Annotated in this window: 19 protein-coding genes and 2 riboswitches; of the genes, 1 reads left to right on the forward strand and 18 read right to left on the reverse strand. The window is 65.2% G+C overall.

Features of this window, described 5'->3' with window-relative positions; translation table 11 throughout:
- Positions 1–3 precede the first annotated feature (3 nt).
- The 15 genes from H597_RS29570 to H597_RS0103655 form a co-directional block, all read right to left on the reverse strand.
- Complete coding sequence (locus tag H597_RS29570) at positions 4–2,064, reverse strand: TonB-dependent receptor (RefSeq protein WP_035372923.1); 2,061 nt, start codon at positions 2,062–2,064, stop codon at positions 4–6.
- A gap of 74 nt (positions 2,065–2,138) precedes the next feature.
- A riboswitch (cobalamin riboswitch) is annotated at positions 2,139–2,368 on the reverse strand.
- 7 nt (positions 2,369–2,375) lie between these two features.
- Positions 2,376–2,714 carry a (2Fe-2S) ferredoxin domain-containing protein gene (locus H597_RS0103590; protein WP_028100931.1) on the reverse strand — a complete coding sequence of 113 codons (339 nt, stop codon included), beginning with the start codon at positions 2,712–2,714 and terminating at the stop codon, positions 2,376–2,378.
- Positions 2,711–3,715 carry a precorrin-3B C(17)-methyltransferase gene (gene cobJ, locus H597_RS29575; RefSeq protein ID WP_083940920.1) on the reverse strand — a complete coding sequence of 335 codons (1,005 nt, stop codon included), beginning with the start codon at positions 3,713–3,715 and terminating at the stop codon, positions 2,711–2,713. The genes H597_RS0103590 and cobJ overlap by 4 nt, the downstream gene beginning before the upstream one ends.
- The gene (locus tag H597_RS0103600; RefSeq protein WP_028100932.1) at positions 3,712–4,116 is read right to left on the reverse strand and encodes a cobalamin biosynthesis protein; all 405 of its coding nucleotides are present in this window, start codon (positions 4,114–4,116) and stop codon (positions 3,712–3,714) included. Before H597_RS0103600 ends, cobJ begins: the two co-directional genes overlap by 4 nt.
- A complete protein-coding gene (locus H597_RS0103605) occupies positions 4,113–4,877 on the reverse strand; it encodes a cobalamin biosynthesis central domain-containing protein (protein WP_028100933.1) in 765 nt (254 codons plus the stop codon). Before H597_RS0103605 ends, H597_RS0103600 begins: the two co-directional genes overlap by 4 nt.
- Positions 4,874–5,665 carry a precorrin-2 C(20)-methyltransferase gene (gene cobI, locus H597_RS0103610; RefSeq protein WP_035372925.1) on the reverse strand — a complete coding sequence of 264 codons (792 nt, stop codon included), beginning with the start codon at positions 5,663–5,665 and terminating at the stop codon, positions 4,874–4,876. Before cobI ends, H597_RS0103605 begins: the two co-directional genes overlap by 4 nt.
- On the reverse strand, positions 5,662–6,978 hold the full coding sequence (locus H597_RS0103615; protein WP_028100934.1) for a bifunctional cobalt-precorrin-7 (C(5))-methyltransferase/cobalt-precorrin-6B (C(15))-methyltransferase: 1,317 nt from the start codon (positions 6,976–6,978) through the stop codon (positions 5,662–5,664). The genes cobI and H597_RS0103615 overlap by 4 nt, the downstream gene beginning before the upstream one ends.
- A 4-nt stretch (positions 6,979–6,982) precedes the next feature.
- Complete coding sequence (locus H597_RS0103620) at positions 6,983–8,194, reverse strand: cobalt-precorrin-5B (C(1))-methyltransferase (RefSeq protein WP_028100935.1); 1,212 nt, start codon at positions 8,192–8,194, stop codon at positions 6,983–6,985.
- Positions 8,191–8,871 (reverse strand): precorrin-8X methylmutase, encoded by a 681-nt coding sequence (locus tag H597_RS0103625; RefSeq protein ID WP_028100936.1) that lies wholly within the window; start codon positions 8,869–8,871, stop codon positions 8,191–8,193. The genes H597_RS0103620 and H597_RS0103625 overlap by 4 nt, the downstream gene beginning before the upstream one ends.
- The gene (locus H597_RS0103630) at positions 8,868–9,836 is read right to left on the reverse strand and encodes a sirohydrochlorin chelatase (RefSeq protein WP_229632076.1); all 969 of its coding nucleotides are present in this window, start codon (positions 9,834–9,836) and stop codon (positions 8,868–8,870) included. Before H597_RS0103630 ends, H597_RS0103625 begins: the two co-directional genes overlap by 4 nt.
- Complete coding sequence (gene cobM, locus H597_RS0103635; protein WP_028100938.1) at positions 9,833–10,624, reverse strand: precorrin-4 C(11)-methyltransferase; 792 nt, start codon at positions 10,622–10,624, stop codon at positions 9,833–9,835. Before cobM ends, H597_RS0103630 begins: the two co-directional genes overlap by 4 nt.
- On the reverse strand, positions 10,621–11,490 hold the full coding sequence (locus H597_RS0103640) for an energy-coupling factor ABC transporter ATP-binding protein (protein ID WP_028100939.1): 870 nt from the start codon (positions 11,488–11,490) through the stop codon (positions 10,621–10,623). The genes cobM and H597_RS0103640 overlap by 4 nt, the downstream gene beginning before the upstream one ends.
- The gene (cbiQ, locus tag H597_RS0103645) at positions 11,487–12,221 is read right to left on the reverse strand and encodes a cobalt ECF transporter T component CbiQ (RefSeq protein ID WP_028100940.1); all 735 of its coding nucleotides are present in this window, start codon (positions 12,219–12,221) and stop codon (positions 11,487–11,489) included. Before cbiQ ends, H597_RS0103640 begins: the two co-directional genes overlap by 4 nt.
- Positions 12,211–12,546, reverse strand: coding sequence for an energy-coupling factor ABC transporter substrate-binding protein (locus H597_RS0103650; RefSeq protein WP_028100941.1), 336 nt, complete (start codon positions 12,544–12,546; stop codon positions 12,211–12,213). Before H597_RS0103650 ends, cbiQ begins: the two co-directional genes overlap by 11 nt.
- Positions 12,543–13,223, reverse strand: coding sequence for an energy-coupling factor ABC transporter permease (locus tag H597_RS0103655; RefSeq protein ID WP_028100942.1), 681 nt, complete (start codon positions 13,221–13,223; stop codon positions 12,543–12,545). The genes H597_RS0103650 and H597_RS0103655 overlap by 4 nt, the downstream gene beginning before the upstream one ends.
- Before the next feature lie 124 nt (positions 13,224–13,347).
- A riboswitch (cobalamin riboswitch) is annotated at positions 13,348–13,556 on the reverse strand.
- A gap of 144 nt (positions 13,557–13,700) precedes the next feature.
- Between H597_RS0103655 and H597_RS0103660 the strand changes: the two genes are divergently transcribed.
- A complete protein-coding gene (locus tag H597_RS0103660) occupies positions 13,701–14,159 on the forward strand; it encodes a DUF421 domain-containing protein (protein WP_028100943.1) in 459 nt (152 codons plus the stop codon).
- Positions 14,160–14,470: 311 nt separating this feature from the next.
- On the opposite strand, the gene H597_RS0103665 is transcribed toward H597_RS0103660, so the two are convergent.
- The 3 genes from H597_RS0103665 to H597_RS0103670 all read right to left on the reverse strand — a co-directional run.
- Complete coding sequence (locus tag H597_RS0103665; RefSeq protein WP_028100944.1) at positions 14,471–14,716, reverse strand: DUF6500 family protein; 246 nt, start codon at positions 14,714–14,716, stop codon at positions 14,471–14,473.
- 72 nt (positions 14,717–14,788) lie between these two features.
- Positions 14,789–15,127 carry a DUF3027 domain-containing protein gene (locus H597_RS36195; protein ID WP_154667926.1) on the reverse strand — a complete coding sequence of 113 codons (339 nt, stop codon included), beginning with the start codon at positions 15,125–15,127 and terminating at the stop codon, positions 14,789–14,791.
- 11 nt (positions 15,128–15,138) lie between these two features.
- On the reverse strand, positions 15,139–15,490 hold a 352-nt coding region (locus tag H597_RS0103670; RefSeq protein WP_028100945.1), incomplete at its 5' end, for an IS630 family transposase.

Raw genomic sequence — 15,490 nt, forward strand, 5'->3', positions numbered from 1 at the left:
GGCTCAGAAGGCTGCGCGCAGCGTCAGGCGCAAGGTGCGCGGCTCACCCGGATGGAAATGCATATCGCTCACGCCTTCCGCCGGTTCGCCCGGCAGGCGCGAAGCGTAGTAGTAATCCACGTCGCTGGCTTTGCGGTCGAACAGGTTGAAGATATCGGCCGTGAGCTGCCAGCGGCGGTCGAAGCGGTAGCCGGCGCGCAGGTAGGCCAGCGCCGTGCTGGCCGAACGCACGCTGTTGTCCTCCACCAGCGGGCGCGGACCGAAGTAGCGCAGCTGGAAGGCGCCGGACCAGGGGCCGGCATCGCTCAGGGTCGCGCCGAACGACATCACTTTCTCCACGGCGCCCGGAACGCGGTCGCCGGCCGGATCGAATTCCGTATAGCGCGCCCGCGAATACGCCAGATCGAAGTCCAACAGCAGGTGGCTGGTCGCGGCATAGTGGTTATTCCATTCGATGCCGGAACGCTTGCTGGCGCGGCTTGGCGCGGTGTCGCCCGCATCGCCTGAAAATACCAGTTCGGATCCGGAACGCAGGCGCCACAGCGCCAGCGAACTTTGCAAGCCCTTCACGATTTCGCTGCGTGCGCCGAGTTCGGCGCCACGCGTCTTCACCAGGGGCGTGACCGGTTCGATCGGCTCGCGCTCGCGCGGCGACAGGTGCGCCGTGGTGCCGCGCGCGTCATTGCTGTGGAAGCCTTCGCCATAGTTGATGAAGAATTCCGTCTTTTCCCACGGCCCCAGGATCAGCGCCAGCTTGGGCGAGGCCATGTGGTCCTGCGCCTTGCCGGTATTTTCCGCGATCGAGCTGTCGACATCGAAGGTGTAGCGGTCGTAGCGCAGGCCCGCGATGGAACGCAGCCAGGACGTCCACTGCACGCTGTTCTGCAACCAGGCCGACATGCTGCCCTCGGACACATGCGATTGGGCGATCGGCTGCAGCACGCGCTGCTGGGCGGTGGCGAAGAGGCCGAGCGGCGCGATGTGGTCGAAGCGGCCCTGCAGCCCGACGGCGTTGTCCATCGGCCGTCCGGCAAGCTGCCCGTACCAGGTATGCGTCAGGTCGAAGCCCGTCATCCTGCGGCGTTCCGTCTGCAGCACCTGGTCGCCGTTGACCGGATCGTCGAGAAAGTAGGTGACGTCGTTGTACAACGACAGCTTGGAGCGCACCAGGTAGGCATGCGCTTCCGTCAGCGTGCTGTCGCCGCGCCGGCGCCACTCGCTGGACAGGCTGTAGCGCGCGGTGCGCCCGCCGTCGCTCGGATCGGCGGCGCCGAATTCGTCCAGCCGTCCATCCTGCACCGCCCGCAGGGGAATCTGGCTGGTGGCGCGCCAGCCGGCCTTGTAGCCCATCGCCGTCACGCTGAAGCGCTCGCCGCCGCTGCCGGCGCTGTAGCGCAGGACGCCGGACGCCTTATGGAAGGCCTCAGGCATCTGCCACGGACCGTCGTTATGCCCCAGCTCCAGCGCATACAGCAGGTTGCCGCCGCCCACGCCGCTGGAATTGGCCAGCAGGCCGCGCCGATAGGCGTGTTCGCCGACCGTCAGCGATGCCGTGCCTTCATTGAGCTTGTCCGCCAGGCCCATATGCGCCGCGCCGGCCGAAGCGAAATCGCCTTCGTCCGCGTAGTACGGCCCCTTGCGGTAGTGGATCTTGCCGACCAGCTCGGGGATCAGGAAATTCAGGTCGGTATAGCCCTGGCCGTGGGCATGCGTGCGCATATTCACCGGCATGCCGTCGACGAAGGTGGCGAAGTCGGTGCCGTGGTCCAGGTTGAAGCCGCGCAGGTAGTATTGGTTGGCCTTGCCGTCGCCGCTATGCTGGGTGACGATCATGCCGGGCACGAATTCCAGGATCTCGCCCGGCCGCAAGGCGGGACGGTTGGCGATCAGTTTCGCCGTGATGGTGCCTTCGCTGGCCGCATCGGAGGTACCGACGGCGTTTTCATAGTGGCCCACCACATGCACCATGGCCGGCGTTTCATGGCCCTGCTGCTGTTCCTGTGCCCGTACTGTTGCGGCAGCGCACAGCGCCCCCACGATCACGGGGATCATTGTCTTGTTCATGTTGGATGATTGAATCGGCAATCCCGCCCACCTCCCCGTGAGCGCGACCGAACAGCGCGCCCATCGTCGCCGATGCGCGCACCACCTGTCTGGCCGGTATCCGGGCTGGCAAGGCTGACCGTCTTGCCTTCCCATGCCTGCGGCACAGTGGCTTGTCGAGATGGCCTGTCGCTGAGGCGCGACGCTTGCTTACCGTTGCGGGGGCAGCACACCCTGGCCCGCCGCCTGGCGCGGCATGGCCATGTGTTTCCCGTTTAACTGCGCGCTGGAATGCGCGCGGGGCACCAAACGGGAGCGATTATACGTGCCTATCAACGTTGATGAAACACTATTTCTTCCACCGTCTCGCCGTTGCACAGGTGCTGCTCGATGATGCGGTCCATGTTGTCCGGCGTGACGTTGTAATACCAGGTGCCGTCCGGCTGGACGCAGACGATCGGGCCGCCCTTGCAGGCTGCGAAGCAGCTGACCCGGCTGCGCTTGACGCGCAACTCGCCCTCGTTCAACCCGGCGGCCTTGAACTTTTCGCCCAGGCTGTCGAACAGGGCCTGGGATTGGCCGTCCGCCGTGCAGCGCGGGCCGGTGCAGACCAGCAGGTGGCGGTTGTAGTCGCCGATTTTCGGCTTCACGATCGGGTCTTCGGTGCTCATGCTTCGCCCTCCTCGCCGGCATTGACGACTTCCGCTTCCCACGGTTCATCCAGCGTGGCGCGGATGTAGTCGGCCGGCAGCCGGTACTGCGCCGCCAGCGCATCGACGCTGGCACCGGCGTCATGTTCCGCCCGCAGCGTGTCGAGCCAGCCCAGCAGGCCGGTCGACAGCGAGCGCCCGGCACGTTCGCCTTCGCGCGTGGCGCCGCCTTCCTGCATATCGTATTTATTGGCGTAGCCGCGCGGCGTGACCATCAGGCCATCGCGCACGAAGGTGTTGCTGTTGCCGATCAGGACGGTGCTGAGCATGCCGATGTCGGCATCGGCCATGCTGTCGAGCGTGGTGAAGACGATGTTTTCGCGGCGGCGATAGGCGCTTTTGACGATGGCGACCGGGGTGTCGGGACGGCGGTGGCGCAGGAACAGGCGTTGCGCTTCGACGATCTGGCGCGTGCGGCGGCCGCTTTTCGGGTTGTACAGCGCCACCACGAAGTCCGCCATCGCCACCGCGTCCAGACGGCGGGCGATGGTCGGCCAGGGCGTCAGCAGGTCGGACAGCGAGATCGCGCAAAAGTCGTGCGTCAGCGGCGCGCCGACCAGGGCGGCGCAGCTGTTCAGGGCCGAGGCGCCTGGAATGATTTCGACCTGCACCGGATCCTCCGGCGTCCAGCCGGACTGGAACAGCACTTCATACGTCGGGCCGGCCATGCCGTACACGCCGGCGTCGCCGGACGAAATCAGGGCCACCTTCTTGCCTGCGCGCGCCGCCTCCAGCGCACTGACAGCGCGGTCCAGCTCCTCCGTCATGGACTTGCGGATGATCTCCTTGCCTTCAATCAGGTCGGCCACCAGTTTGATGTAGGTGACATAGCCGATCACCACGTCCGCCTCGGCGATCGCGTCGCGCGCGCGTTGCGTCATGTGGTCGACGCTGCCGGGGCCTATCCCCACCAGCATGATCTTGCCGGCGGCGGACGCCGGCTGTTCGAGTTGAGCGTTCATACGTTTTTCCTTGCGATGGAGACAGTGACGTTGCGGTTGTCATCGCCCCTGAGTTTGAATTTTTCGACCACCAGCGCAGTCATCGGGGTGCCCGGCCCGGCGGCCAACAACGCAGCTGCCTCGCTGACCGAGGGGGTGCCGGTATAGCGGCGCACCGTTTCGGAAGGATTCGGCACCGGCACGGCAGCCAGTTCTTCCGGTTCGTAAAAGTGCAGCGGCCAGCCCTGCTCCAGCGCGAACGCCAGCAGGGCCGTTTCATCGCGCTTGAGCGTGATGCTTGCCGCCGCTGTCACCTGAGCGGGCAGCGCGCCGGCTTCGGCCAGCGCGGCGCCAACGGCAGCGCGCACCGTCTGCAGCAGCGCGCCGCGGTCGCAGCCCAGGCCGATGGTGAATTCGGTCATGCCGCGCTTTCCAGCGGCGGGCGGTACACCACCAGGCGCTCGTGCAGGGCATTCCAGCGCTCCTCGCTCACCTCGGCGTGCGTCACCCACAGCAGCGCGGCATAGCGCTCCAGCAGCACTTCGTCGAAATGGCTGAAGCAGTGGATGTTTTCCGGCAGGGGCGTCGGCCGGGTCCACCAGTCCGGGCTGCCCGCTTCCTGCACAAAGGCGATCGGCTCGCCGTTCACCACATGGGCCGAGACGCGCGTGATATTGATTTTCGGCGCCTCCACGCGCCAGCCAAGGTGGCGGCCGAGGATATCGACGGGAATGGTGCGGCCGACGTCGGAGGCGGTGGTCAGCACCGGCGCGGCACCCAGCAGGTCGGCGACGCGTTCGCTCCATTCGTTGGCGCCGCCCACATGGCCGGACAGCACAGGGATCACGTACTGGCCGGCGTCGTCGACCACGATCACGCCCGGATCCTCGTCCTTGCTGCGCAGATGCGGCGCGATCAGGCGCACCACGGCGCCCAGCGAGACGAAGAACACGATCTGGTCGTAGCCCGCGAACAGGGGGCCGATCTCGTCGCGCAGCGCGCCGTCGTAGGCACGCACAGGGTTGGGCAGGCCGGCAAACTGCGCGGCGAACTTGGCGGAGGTGCAGATGTCGGCGCCGGGCAGGTCGGCGGCCAGGCGCACGGCCTGGGCGGCGCCGTGCTTGGTGATGGCCACCAGGCACAGGCGGGGGGCGGTAACGCTGGTAAGGGTTTCGCTGCTCATGCAGTCTCCAGGAGAGTAGGTTGAGGGCCGGCTTTTTTCAGGCAGCCCTTGATACGTTCGCCGCGGATGCGGTGCGGATGCTTGACGATCAGCAGGGACAGGTAGCTGACCTTGGTGCCGCGCAGCGCCAGGATGTCCGCGGCGCTGAAACGGCGCTCGTCCGGCGCGCCGACGCGTTCGATGAAATGCGCACCGGCCAGCAGGTCTTTGCGTTCCAGCCAGTCGATCAGTTCATCCAGAATCGGCTTGACCTTCATCAGCACCAGGGTGTCGAAATCGGGCAGCAGGCGATCGATGGCGCTCACGCCGTATGCGGCGGGAACGATGGCCACCGTGTCGTCCTGCTCCGCGAACGGAACAGGGACTTCGGCGCAGGCGGCGGTGAAGGCGTTGACGCCTGCGATGATCTCCACCGGCACCTGATCATCCAGTGCGCGCACAGTGCGCGCCAGGTGGCCGAAAGTGGCGTAGGTGCTGGCGTCGCCCTCGACCAGGAACAGCACGTCGCGTCCCGCGCGCAGCCAGGGCAGCACGGTTTCGGCGGCCTTGAGCCAGGCGCGCCCCAGCTTTTCGCCGTCGTGCGTCATCGGGAACAGCAGCAGCGCATGATCGGCAGGCGGTTCCAGCCCGGCGCGCAGGACGATATCCAGGGCGTAGCTCGGCGTCTTGCCGCTGCGGGCCGGATAGACCCAGACGGCGTCGCGCCGCTGCAGCGCTTCCCAGGCGGCGCGCGTGATCAGGCCGGGGGCGCCAGGGCCGAGCGAGATGCCCCACAAGGTGCCGCTCATGCTTCGCCTCCCGCGCGGCGCGCGCAGACGATCCAGACCGGGTTTTCGGCCGCCATGCGGTGCATGTGCAGGATAGGTTTGCTGCGCGCGGCCTGCAGCTGCAGCACATCCCAGGCCACGCCCTCGCCTTCCAGCGCTTGCAGCGCGGCGGTGGCGGTGGCCAGGTTTTCCAGCGTGACGAAGTTCATCACCAGCGTGCCGTGCGGCCGCAGGCGGCGAACCACGCCGGTAATCAGGGCGGACAATTCGCCGCCGGAACCGCCGACGAAGACCGCGTCGGGATCGGGCCAGGCGTCCAGGCCGTCCGGCGCCTTCGCGTGGTACAGGCTGTAGTTGGCGACGCCGAAGGCTGCATGGTTGCGGCCTGCGATGGCATAGTCTTCTTCGTTCTTTTCGACGGCGAACACATGTCCTTGCGGGCAGAGGCGGGCCGCTTCCAGTCCGACCGAACCAGAACCGGCGCCAATGTCCCACACCACGCTGTCAGCGCGCAGCTGGAGCCGCGCCAGGCTGACGGCACGCACTTCCTGCTTGGTAATCAAGCCTTTCTCCGGCTGCCGCTGCTCGAACGCCGCATCCGCCAGGCCAAAGCGCACGGGGCTCGGCATCGGCGTCACGCGCCACAGCAGCACCACGTTCAGGGCCGCGAAGCGCATGCCCGCCGCTTCCTGGGGGCTGAGTTCGGCCAGCACGCGTTCCTCCGGCTGCAGCAGGTTTTCCGCCACCGCCATATGGAAATCGTCGCCCAGGCCCTCCGCCAGCAGCAGGCGGGCGATACGGTCGGGGCTATTGTCAGGGCTGGTCAGCACCAGCAGGCGGGAATGCTGGCGCAGCGACTGCGCCAGTGCATACAGGCCGTGGCCGGGCGCACTTCCGCGCGCCCATTCGCCCGCATCGCGCGCATGCACCGACACGATGCGCGCATCCTGCCAGGCCAGGCCGATCCGGGCGCAGGCCAGCTGCAGCGTCGACAGGTTGGGCAGGATATCCAATGCCTGCACGCATAGGTGCTGGGCCAGGTAAGGTGCGATGCCGTGGCAGAGCGGGTCGCCGGTGGCCAGCACCACGCAGCCCAGGTTATCGGCGCGTGCGGCGCGCACCCATTCCGGCACCTCTTTCAGGCGCCCGGTCAGGTCGCGGCAGACGGCACCGGTCTTGAATTCGTTTTTCAGCAGCGCCAGCGTGCGTGCGCCGCCGATCACCACGTCGGCGTTGCGCAGCCAGGCCAGCGCGGTCGCGTTCAGACTGGCAGCGCCGTCGTCCAGCACGCCGATCACGCGGCAGGGGTTGGGGTCGATTACATAACTATCCATGGTTTCATTCGGGACTGGGTTCGGGGTCGATGTCGAGGATGTGGTCGATGCCGATGCGCCTTGCGTCGGCCGGGCGCTCCTGCGGCAGCGCCGGCGCCGACCAGACGTCGGCCACCTGGTTGCCGCTGAAGTCGCACACCAGCACCCGCAGCTGGAAGGCGCGGCCATAGCGTTCGGGCGCGGTCAGCGTATCGATGGCCGCTTGCGCCAGCGCGTGGTGGAAGGCGTCGCCCAAGCCGCGTTCCACCATCAGTTCCGCCCCGAAGCGCGCCGTCTCGGCGGCGGCGATGGCGGCGCAATCCTCCGGCGCGGCGCCGATGCGGCGCGCGATTTCCGCCACCAGGTCGGTATCGACCTCGCTGCGGTTGGCGTGGGTGATGGTCTCGCCTTGGGCGATCTTGGTCAGTTTGCCCACCATGACCGCCAGCACCACCAGGCCGATACGCTGCGTGGCCGCCTCGTCCAGCGCGTAACGCAGGAAGTCGCCCATCTGCACGAAGCAAGCCGACGGCAGTTCGGGGCGCTCGGCGCGCAGCGCGGCGATGGCGAAGGTTTCGGTACGCCCCCCCGTGGTCAGCGCCACGACTTCATGGCCGGTGGTCGCTGCCACCTGCACGCCCTGCACCACGCTGGCGCGCCAGGCTGCCGTCGAATACGGCTTGACGATGCCGGTGGTGCCGAGAATGCTGATGCCGCCCAGGATGCCCAGGCGCGCATTGGTGGTCTTCTTTGCCATCACCTGCCCGTCGGGTACGCTGATGGTGACTTCGATGCCGTGTTCCTGCAGCAGCGCGGGCGCGGCTTCGCGCAGGTTGTCGGCGATGTTACGGCGTGGAACCGGATTGATCGCCGGACCGCCCACGTCCAGGCCCAGGCCGGGCATGGTCACCGTGCCGACGCCGTCGCCCGCGACAAAGGTGACGGTGCCGGGCTGGGCGGGCAGCAGGCGCAAGTCGACCGTCAGGTGGGCGCCGTCGGTGCAGTCGGGGTCGTCGCCGGCAAACTTGACCACCATGGCATGCGCGGATTGCGCATCGCAGCGGCCATCCTGCACGGTAAAACGCACCCGGCTGCCGTTGGGCAGCAGGCTTTCAATCTCGCCCGGCACCTGGCCGGTCGCCATGCCAAGCACCGCGGCGCGCGCAGCGGCGGCAGCGCAGGCGCCGGTCGTGAAACCGGTGCGCGTGCCGCGTTCGGCCGCAGCCTTTTCCTTCATTCCTGCCCTGCTTTCTGCTTCGCTTCGGCCAGGGCCAGCAACGCGTGCAAGGCCGCCACCACCAGGGTCGAACCGCCTTTGCGGCCGCGGATCACGATCCACGGCACCTCGGCGATTTCCGCCATCAAATCCTTGGATTCGGCGGCCGAGACGAAACCGACCGGCATGCCTACCACCAGCGCCGGGCGCACGCCCTCTTCGCGGATTAGGCGTACCAGCTCGATCAGGGCCGTCGGCGCATTGCCGATGCCGACGATGGCCCCCTCCAGCAAGCCAAGGCGGTGGGCTTTGCGCATTGCCTGCACGGCGCGGGTGGTGTCTTCCAGCTTGGCCGTCTCAATCACGTCGGCGTCGCTGATGAACTGGTACGTCTTCATGCCAAAGTGCGCCAGGCGCGGCTGCGACAGGCCGGAGCAGATCATCTCGACGTCGGCCACCACCGGCGTTGCCCCTGCCAGCATGGCGGCAATGCCCTCTCGCACAGCGGAGGGGTGGAAGTCAGTGAGGCCGTTGAAGTCGAAGTCCGCGTTCGCATGGATCATGCGGCGCACGATCGGCCATTGCGACTCGGTATAGGAATGCGGGCCGGTTTCGGCATCGATGATCGCGAAGCTGTCATGCTCGATGGCCTGGCCGGCGCGGGTCAGCTGCTCGGTGACGGTATTGACGGTGCTCATGCCGGCTGCGTCTCCGCTGGAGCATGATCGTGATGCTCGTGGTGGTCGTGCTGGTCGTGGTGGGGATGGCCGTGCTCATGCGCATGGTCGTGCGTATGTGCGTGCGAATGGCCGTGCCCCAGGTCGTGCGCGATTTCGCGGTAGCTGCAGCCGTCGCAAGGCAGGCGGCTGTCCGGCACGCCGGCGCGCAGGTCTTCCACGCGCTGGTCCATCAGCTCGAAAATCTCTTTTTCAAAGCCGAAGTGCTCGGTGCAGGCGAAGCGAACTTGCGGATATTGCACGCGCAGATGCTCCACCTGACGGTGGATGCGCTCCATCAGGGTTCCGGTGTACAGGTAGTACGGCAGAACGACGATCTGGCGCATGCCCAGCGTCACGTGGCGCTGAACCACTTTTTCCAGGCGCGGCCAGGTGATGCCGGTGAAAGCCAGGTCCACCAGCTCGTGGTCGCCCTCTTCCAGCAGCCAGCGCGCCATCTTGGCCATTTCACCGTTGGCGCCGCGGTCGGAGGAACCGCGTCCCAGCACCACCACGCCGGTGGTGGTCGGATCGGGCATATCCAGCGATCCCATCGCCTTGCGCAGGCGGCGCTTCAGGATAGCCAGGATCGGATCGCAAGCCATCAGGTGCGGCGCCAGCAGGAATTCGGTCTGCGGCGAGGCGAGGCGAGCGTGCTCGATAGCCTCCGGGATTTCCATTTTGACGTGGCCGGCGGCGTTCAGGATCAGCGGTACCACCAGCACGCGGCGCGAGCCTGCTGCCACCGATTTCAGGCTGGCGTTCAGCTCCGGCGGCGCGAACTCGATGAAACACAGCTCGATGCGCCAGTCCGGGCGGCGCGCACGCCACAGGTCCACGAATTCGCGGATTTCCTGGTTGCCCGACTCTTCGCGGGAGCCGTGGCCGACGACGAGGATGGTATCGTTTGCTGCGGTGATTGCTGGCACCATGATATGTTGTTTCATGCGCTGGCCTTTCTGAAACGGTGGGTGAATGTTGGGTCGTACAATTTCGAGCGCACCAGGGTTTCCCAGTGCAGTGCGCCCAGCGTGGGGCTGGCCACGATCATCGCCTGGCTGGCGACGCCGGCCTCGCGGCAGCGCTGCTTGATGTCGGCCAGCGTACCGCGCAGGATTTTTTCCTCGCCGGGCCAGCTGGCTTTGTGCACCACCAGCATGGGCGCGTCCTCCGGCCAGCCGGCCGCACGCAGCGCCGCCTCGACCTTGTACATCAGGGTAATCGACAGGAAAATGCACAGCGTAGTGCGGTGCGCCGCCAGGCTGGCAAGGTCTTCGCCTTCCGGCATCGGTGTGCGGCCCTCGACGCGGGTGAGGATCACGGTTTGCGTCACCTCGGGCAAGGTCATCGACTCGCCCGCGGCGGCCATCGACGCCATCGCCGACGACACGCCCGGCACCACGGCCCATTCGATACCCGCTTCGGTCAACGGCCGCGCCATTTCGATCAGCGCGCCGTACAGGCCCGGATCGCCGGTCTGCAGCCGCACCACGGTAGCATGGATGCGCGTCTGTTCGATCAGCCATGCCGTCATTTCTTCCAGCGTCATGTCCTTCGAATCGCGGATCGCACAGCCGGGCGGCGCGTACATCGTCGCGGCGCGGTCGACCAGCGAACCGGCGAACAGCACGGCGCCGGCTTGCGCCAGCAGCTTCTGGCCCTTGACGGTAAGCAGTTCCGGGTCGCCTGGACCGGCGCCGACAAACCAGACTTTGCCTGTGGTGCCGGATGTCATATCTGTATTTCTCCTGAAAATTCGGTGATTGGGAGCGCACGCAGCGCCGCCAGCAAAGCATCCATGCTGCGCGGCGCCGCCCCGGCTGGCAGTACGCCGCGCGCGGCCAATTCCGTATGCAGGACCAAAGCCTGCGGCAGGCGCTGGCCGGCCGCTTGCAGGGCGTCGCCATGTGCGCGAAGGTTGCGCGCCGGAGTGGAAGCGATGCAGCGCCCTGCCGCCATCAAATGGATGTCGTCGGCCCAGCGCCAGGCAAAGTCGACGTCATGGGTGGATAAAATGGTGGTCACGCCGCGTGCGGCAAGACGGTCGAGCAAGGCTTCGAGTTCGACCTGCATCGGCGCATCCAGGCCCGCCATCGGCTCGTCCAGCAGCAAGACCTCAGGCTCCATGGCCAGCACGCCGGCGATGCAGACGCGCTTCTTCTGGCCAAAACTAAGGTGATGCACGGGACGGCGGCCATATCCGTCCAAGCCCACCGCCTCCAGCGCGGAGGCGACGCGGGCGCGCACGGTGGCGTCGTCCAGGCCGAGGTTCAACGGCCCGAACGAAACATCTTCTTCGACCAGGGCGGAGAACAGTTGGCGATCTGGATTCTGGAACACCAGGCCAACGCGGCGGCGCAGCTCCGACAAGCCCGCGCGTCCATAGTCATACGGCTTTCCATGCCAGCGCAGCTGGCCGGCGGACGGGCGCAGCAAACCGTTCAAGTGCTCCAGCAGCGTGGTCTTGCCGGCCCCGTTAGCACCCAGCAAAGCATGGCGGCGCCCTGCGCCGAGCGATAGGTTGCAGCCGCGCAGGCCTTCGCTGCCGTCGCTGAACCGGTGCTCCACCGCTTCCAGTTCGATCAGTGCGCTCATGCTCATAGGCGATCCCGCACAGCCAACGCAAGCAACAAGCCGCCCGCCAGCAAGGCCAGGCCGACCTGGCGGCGTGCATCGGGGAAGGAAGCAGGCAGGAAACGCAAACTTCCCTGCCAGGCGCGCGCATCGGCGGCCATCTGCAGCGCGGACGCACGCTGCCATACTTGCACCGCCATCTGTCCGGCCAGCAAACCCATTGAGCGCCAGGACTGGCGCCAGCCGCTATGTCCAAGGCGCGCGCCCTGCGCCGTGCTGCCCTCGTCCCAGGCCTGGCGCAGCACGAACAGCATGCGGTAGCTGAGGACCATCATGTCCAGCAGCAGTTCCGGAACATGCAGGCGGCGCAACAGCAGCAGCAGGTCCGGCATCGGGGTGGTCAGCATCAGGCCGAGAACCGCCGCCAACACCGCCAGCGAGCGCAGTGCAATCTGCATGACCGCCGGCAGCAGCACCGGCGTCCATTGCCAGCCTCCGGCCGCGGATGGCGTGACCAGCATGGTGAGGCAAGACAGGGACAGGAATCCCAGCGGCGCCAACGCGACAGCCAAATAGGTTCGCACCGGAACGCGCGCACCGGCCAACGTGGCAAGCATCGACAACAACGCCAGCACGGCCAGCGTTACAGGGCTTGCTGCGAGCCAGGCAGCGGCAATCCCCGCCAGTGCGAACAGGGCCTTGGCGGACGGCGCGACACCTTGCCAGCGGCAGGCGTATGCCGCAGCATCAATCCGCACGGTCGTCCTGCGCGGACGCCTTGCGTCCAACTTCGCGGGCAACCGACGTACCAAGCCAGAAGCCGATCACACCAGCGCCGAGCGCCGCCTGCAGCGCGAAAAGAAGCGATGCGATCTCGCCGCTGGGCGGCTCGAACAACGGGGCAAACCAGGGCCGGTAGTCCGGTGCAATGGTGGTAATCGCCAGCTGGGCGCGCGCATCGGCGCCACTAAATGCCTCCGGCGCGGCGCTGCCCGGCTCCGCGGGAGGCACTGCCGCGAACCACAGCGGCAACACGGTCAACAGAACAATGGCAAGCCAGATCAAGCCGGTACGAGCCTTCATGCCGTCTTCTCCTTCGCCAGCGTCATCACCGGCAGCACACGCAGTTCATGCGCATTGAAGCGCGCCATGGCATTCACCACCAGCACCGTCAGCAAGCCTTCGCTGATCGCGATCGGCAGCTGGGTCAGCGCGAAAATGCCCGCGAACTTGGTGAACGAGGCGCTGAAGCCGCCGGCCGGATCGGGAAAAGCCCATGCCAACTGGGCGGAAGTGGTCATATAGGTGGCCAGGTCGCCGATGCAGGCGGCCAGAAACACCGCCACGGCGCGCGACAAGCCAAGTGCGGCGACCGCACGGAACACACCGTAAGAGACAAAGGGGCCGACGATTGCCATCGAAAACACGTTGGCGCCCAGCGTGGTCACGCCGCCATGCGCCAGCAGCAGCGCCTGGAACAGCAGCACGACAAAGCCCACCGGCACCATCGCGGCGGGACCAAACAGCAGCGCCCCCAGGCCGACGCCGGTGGGGTGGGAACAGCTGCCCGTCACGGATGGCAGCTTCAGGGCGGACAGCAGGAAAGCGAAAGCGGCGGCAACGCCCAGCAGCATGCGCTGTTCGGGATGCGCCTGCAGCTTGCGCCCCATGCTGCGCAAGCCCCAGGCCAGGAATGGCGCGGAAACGGCCGCCCAGCCGATTGCATGCGCGGGCGGCAGGAAACCTTCCATGATGTGCATTCGATACCTCCCGTCGAATGGTCTATAAGGACACCACTACGGGGGAAGTAAAGGGCAGTCGACTGCTGGCGGGGATACAAATGCGGAAAGCCGGTCGACAGCGGCTTCCCGTCACCCCGGAGAATAGTGCTGATAAATGTGGGCCGGTATTCTGGCTCGCCTTCGTCCTCCTCCGGGCCTTCCCGCGTTTTATCGCAGTGGCGTGTTGCCGGAGTCGTCAGGCTTACAGCAGCGGGGGCTGCACCGGAATGGCTGCTTTTGGCAGTTTCACCGGTTTCCCGTTTAACGCGCTCCCCTGGCCGGGTCGCGCGCACCCAGCCGAATAGTACAGTAAAGAGCTCGGGCGTGGCAAATTGCCGGATGCGAATCCGGGGACGTCTCGCGTCCCTTTGTCACATGACCTTCCCGATTAATGAGCGGAAGCGTGTGGGCGAACACTGTTGGATTAATATATAACCGGGCAGGAAGGAGGTCGCGATGTTCGAGCTCAACCTGCCCTGGTGGGAGTACATCCTGCGCGGCGCCGCAGTGTACTGCGCGCTGCTGCTAATGATGCGCCTGAGTGGCAAACGAACCATCGGCCAGTTCACCCCGTTCGACCTGCTGGTGGTGATGCTGTTGAGCGAATCGGTCTCCCCCGGATTAACCGGTGGCGACAATTCCGTCGCGGGCGGCATGATCGTGGTGGTGACACTGGTAGCGCTGAACATCGCCATCGCCTTTATCACAGCCCGCAGCAAGAAGGCAGCCGACTTGCTGGAAGGCACCGCAGTCCTGCTCGGCCGTGATGGAAAAGTCTTCAAAGATGCCTTGCTCAGCAACCATGTGGCCGAAAGTGACCTCGAACAAGCGCTGCGCGAAGCTGACTGCCCGATCGAAAAGATGAAATATGCCTTCCTGGAGGCAGATGGCAAGATCACGATCCTGCAACATTAAACGCTAGTAGGTCCGGCTTGGCCAGACAGACCTTGTTCAGCTGTCGCTCGCTTGCCCTCCTTAGCTGAGGGTGACGTTGCGAAAGCAGTCAATCGAATGAAAATCAATTGCGACAGAAAACGGCCCTTGGTGTTCACCTTTGTCCGCTCCCTCGATTGCATTTTTCGCCGCCATACGGCTTTCACGCCAAGTTGTTCAACCCGGGAAAAGAGATGCTTGTAGCCACGTAAGCACAGCGATTCATTGGCACCGTGACCCTGCAATTCGTGTCCTAAGCCCTTCCAGGCCGGCTCTGCCTTGATGGGTGGCACCTAAAGCGCTTCAGCAAAGGCCGTTGACGGTCTAGCCAGTTGAACCATTTTTTTAATCTTTGTGGCCTTTTCAAAATGGTCCAGTTCGTGTTCGCGAATCCACCATTCAGCGGCTTCCATCAGCAACTCAGGATTGTCATTCTTGTTTGCGAAAAAGGCATAAAAAGACAGGCCAACATCTGGTCCCTTTTTAGCTATTTTTTCGTCACAAACTGCAATCATTTTTTCCCTTAGTGAATCTCTCATTTCTTCGATTTACTCCATTTCCCCTTGGCGTCAGACCAGGTCTGAGCGATTCCAACTAAACAATGACCATGCCTACGTTTCTGCTGCGACGAACGCAGCGCAACCACTTTGCATATTTACGATGCGCCCATCAAGTGGGCTGACGTCCGAAGTGCAGACGCCATAGTCGAGGAAATTTGCATTACCATCGATGCGAACCATGGAAACACATGCGCAGCAGTGCCCCGCAAGTCCTTGCGCAAGTGGAACGCCCCAGCGCTCTGCGGTCCGGCGCGCGTGCTCAAAACTCCATTCTGCTTCCGGCGTAAGGCCTATCGCATCACCGGTTCCGGAGTGGAGAATGCCATCTTCCGCGCCTATCCACACTTGCCCCGGAAGTCGAACATCCCAACCCGAGGTGTCGGAACACATTACCACAGAGACTAGTAGACTGTAACGGTTGAATCCGTAGTGATGCGCCGTTTGGCGTCGAAGTATTTCCACTTCACAGGCTTAGGCGCTTCGTTGTATTTGCGGATATAGCGCATGAGCTTGGCCTTGAGATCCTTGACTGAAGTGAATACGCCACGTGCTATCACGTCACGTTCGATCTTGGCGAACCAAAGTTCAACCTGATTCAACCAGGACGAGTAGGTCGGGGTGAAGTGCATGTGGACGTTCGGATGCTGTTCGAGGAAGGCGGTGACCAGCTTGGTCTTGTGGGCGGAGAGGTTATCTGCGATGACGTGGATTTCTTTGCGCCTGGGTTGGTTGGCAACGATATCGGTCAGGAAG

The organism is Pseudoduganella violaceinigra DSM 15887 (assembly GCF_000425385.1).
Lineage (GTDB): Bacteria > Pseudomonadota > Gammaproteobacteria > Burkholderiales > Burkholderiaceae_D > Rugamonas > Rugamonas violaceinigra.

What these genes read in the sequence shown, in the direction of transcription:
- H597_RS29570 (WP_035372923.1), bottom strand. Translation starts at nt 2,064, where the DNA reads ATGAACAAGACAATGATCCCCGTGATCGTGGGGGCGCTGTGCGCTGCC.
- H597_RS0103590 (WP_028100931.1), bottom strand. Translation starts at nt 2,714, where the DNA reads ATGAGCACCGAAGACCCGATCGTGAAGCCGAAAATCGGCGACTACAAC.
- cobJ (WP_083940920.1), bottom strand. Translation starts at nt 3,715, where the DNA reads ATGAACGCTCAACTCGAACAGCCGGCGTCCGCCGCCGGCAAGATCATG.
- H597_RS0103600 (WP_028100932.1), bottom strand. Translation starts at nt 4,116, where the DNA reads ATGACCGAATTCACCATCGGCCTGGGCTGCGACCGCGGCGCGCTGCTG.
- H597_RS0103605 (WP_028100933.1), bottom strand. Translation starts at nt 4,877, where the DNA reads ATGAGCAGCGAAACCCTTACCAGCGTTACCGCCCCCCGCCTGTGCCTG.
- cobI (WP_035372925.1), bottom strand. Translation starts at nt 5,665, where the DNA reads ATGAGCGGCACCTTGTGGGGCATCTCGCTCGGCCCTGGCGCCCCCGGC.
- H597_RS0103615 (WP_028100934.1), bottom strand. Translation starts at nt 6,978, where the DNA reads ATGGATAGTTATGTAATCGACCCCAACCCCTGCCGCGTGATCGGCGTG.
- H597_RS0103620 (WP_028100935.1), bottom strand. Translation starts at nt 8,194, where the DNA reads ATGAAGGAAAAGGCTGCGGCCGAACGCGGCACGCGCACCGGTTTCACG.
- H597_RS0103625 (WP_028100936.1), bottom strand. Translation starts at nt 8,871, where the DNA reads ATGAGCACCGTCAATACCGTCACCGAGCAGCTGACCCGCGCCGGCCAG.
- H597_RS0103630 (WP_229632076.1), bottom strand. Translation starts at nt 9,836, where the DNA reads ATGAAACAACATATCATGGTGCCAGCAATCACCGCAGCAAACGATACC.
- cobM (WP_028100938.1), bottom strand. Translation starts at nt 10,624, where the DNA reads ATGACATCCGGCACCACAGGCAAAGTCTGGTTTGTCGGCGCCGGTCCA.
- H597_RS0103640 (WP_028100939.1), bottom strand. Translation starts at nt 11,490, where the DNA reads ATGAGCATGAGCGCACTGATCGAACTGGAAGCGGTGGAGCACCGGTTC.
- H597_RS0103650 (WP_028100941.1), bottom strand. Translation starts at nt 12,546, where the DNA reads ATGAAGGCTCGTACCGGCTTGATCTGGCTTGCCATTGTTCTGTTGACC.
- H597_RS0103655 (WP_028100942.1), bottom strand. Translation starts at nt 13,223, where the DNA reads ATGCACATCATGGAAGGTTTCCTGCCGCCCGCGCATGCAATCGGCTGG.
- H597_RS0103660 (WP_028100943.1), top strand. Translation starts at nt 13,701, where the DNA reads ATGTTCGAGCTCAACCTGCCCTGGTGGGAGTACATCCTGCGCGGCGCC.
- H597_RS0103665 (WP_028100944.1), bottom strand. Translation starts at nt 14,716, where the DNA reads ATGAGAGATTCACTAAGGGAAAAAATGATTGCAGTTTGTGACGAAAAA.
- H597_RS36195 (WP_154667926.1), bottom strand. Translation starts at nt 15,127, where the DNA reads ATGTGTTCCGACACCTCGGGTTGGGATGTTCGACTTCCGGGGCAAGTG.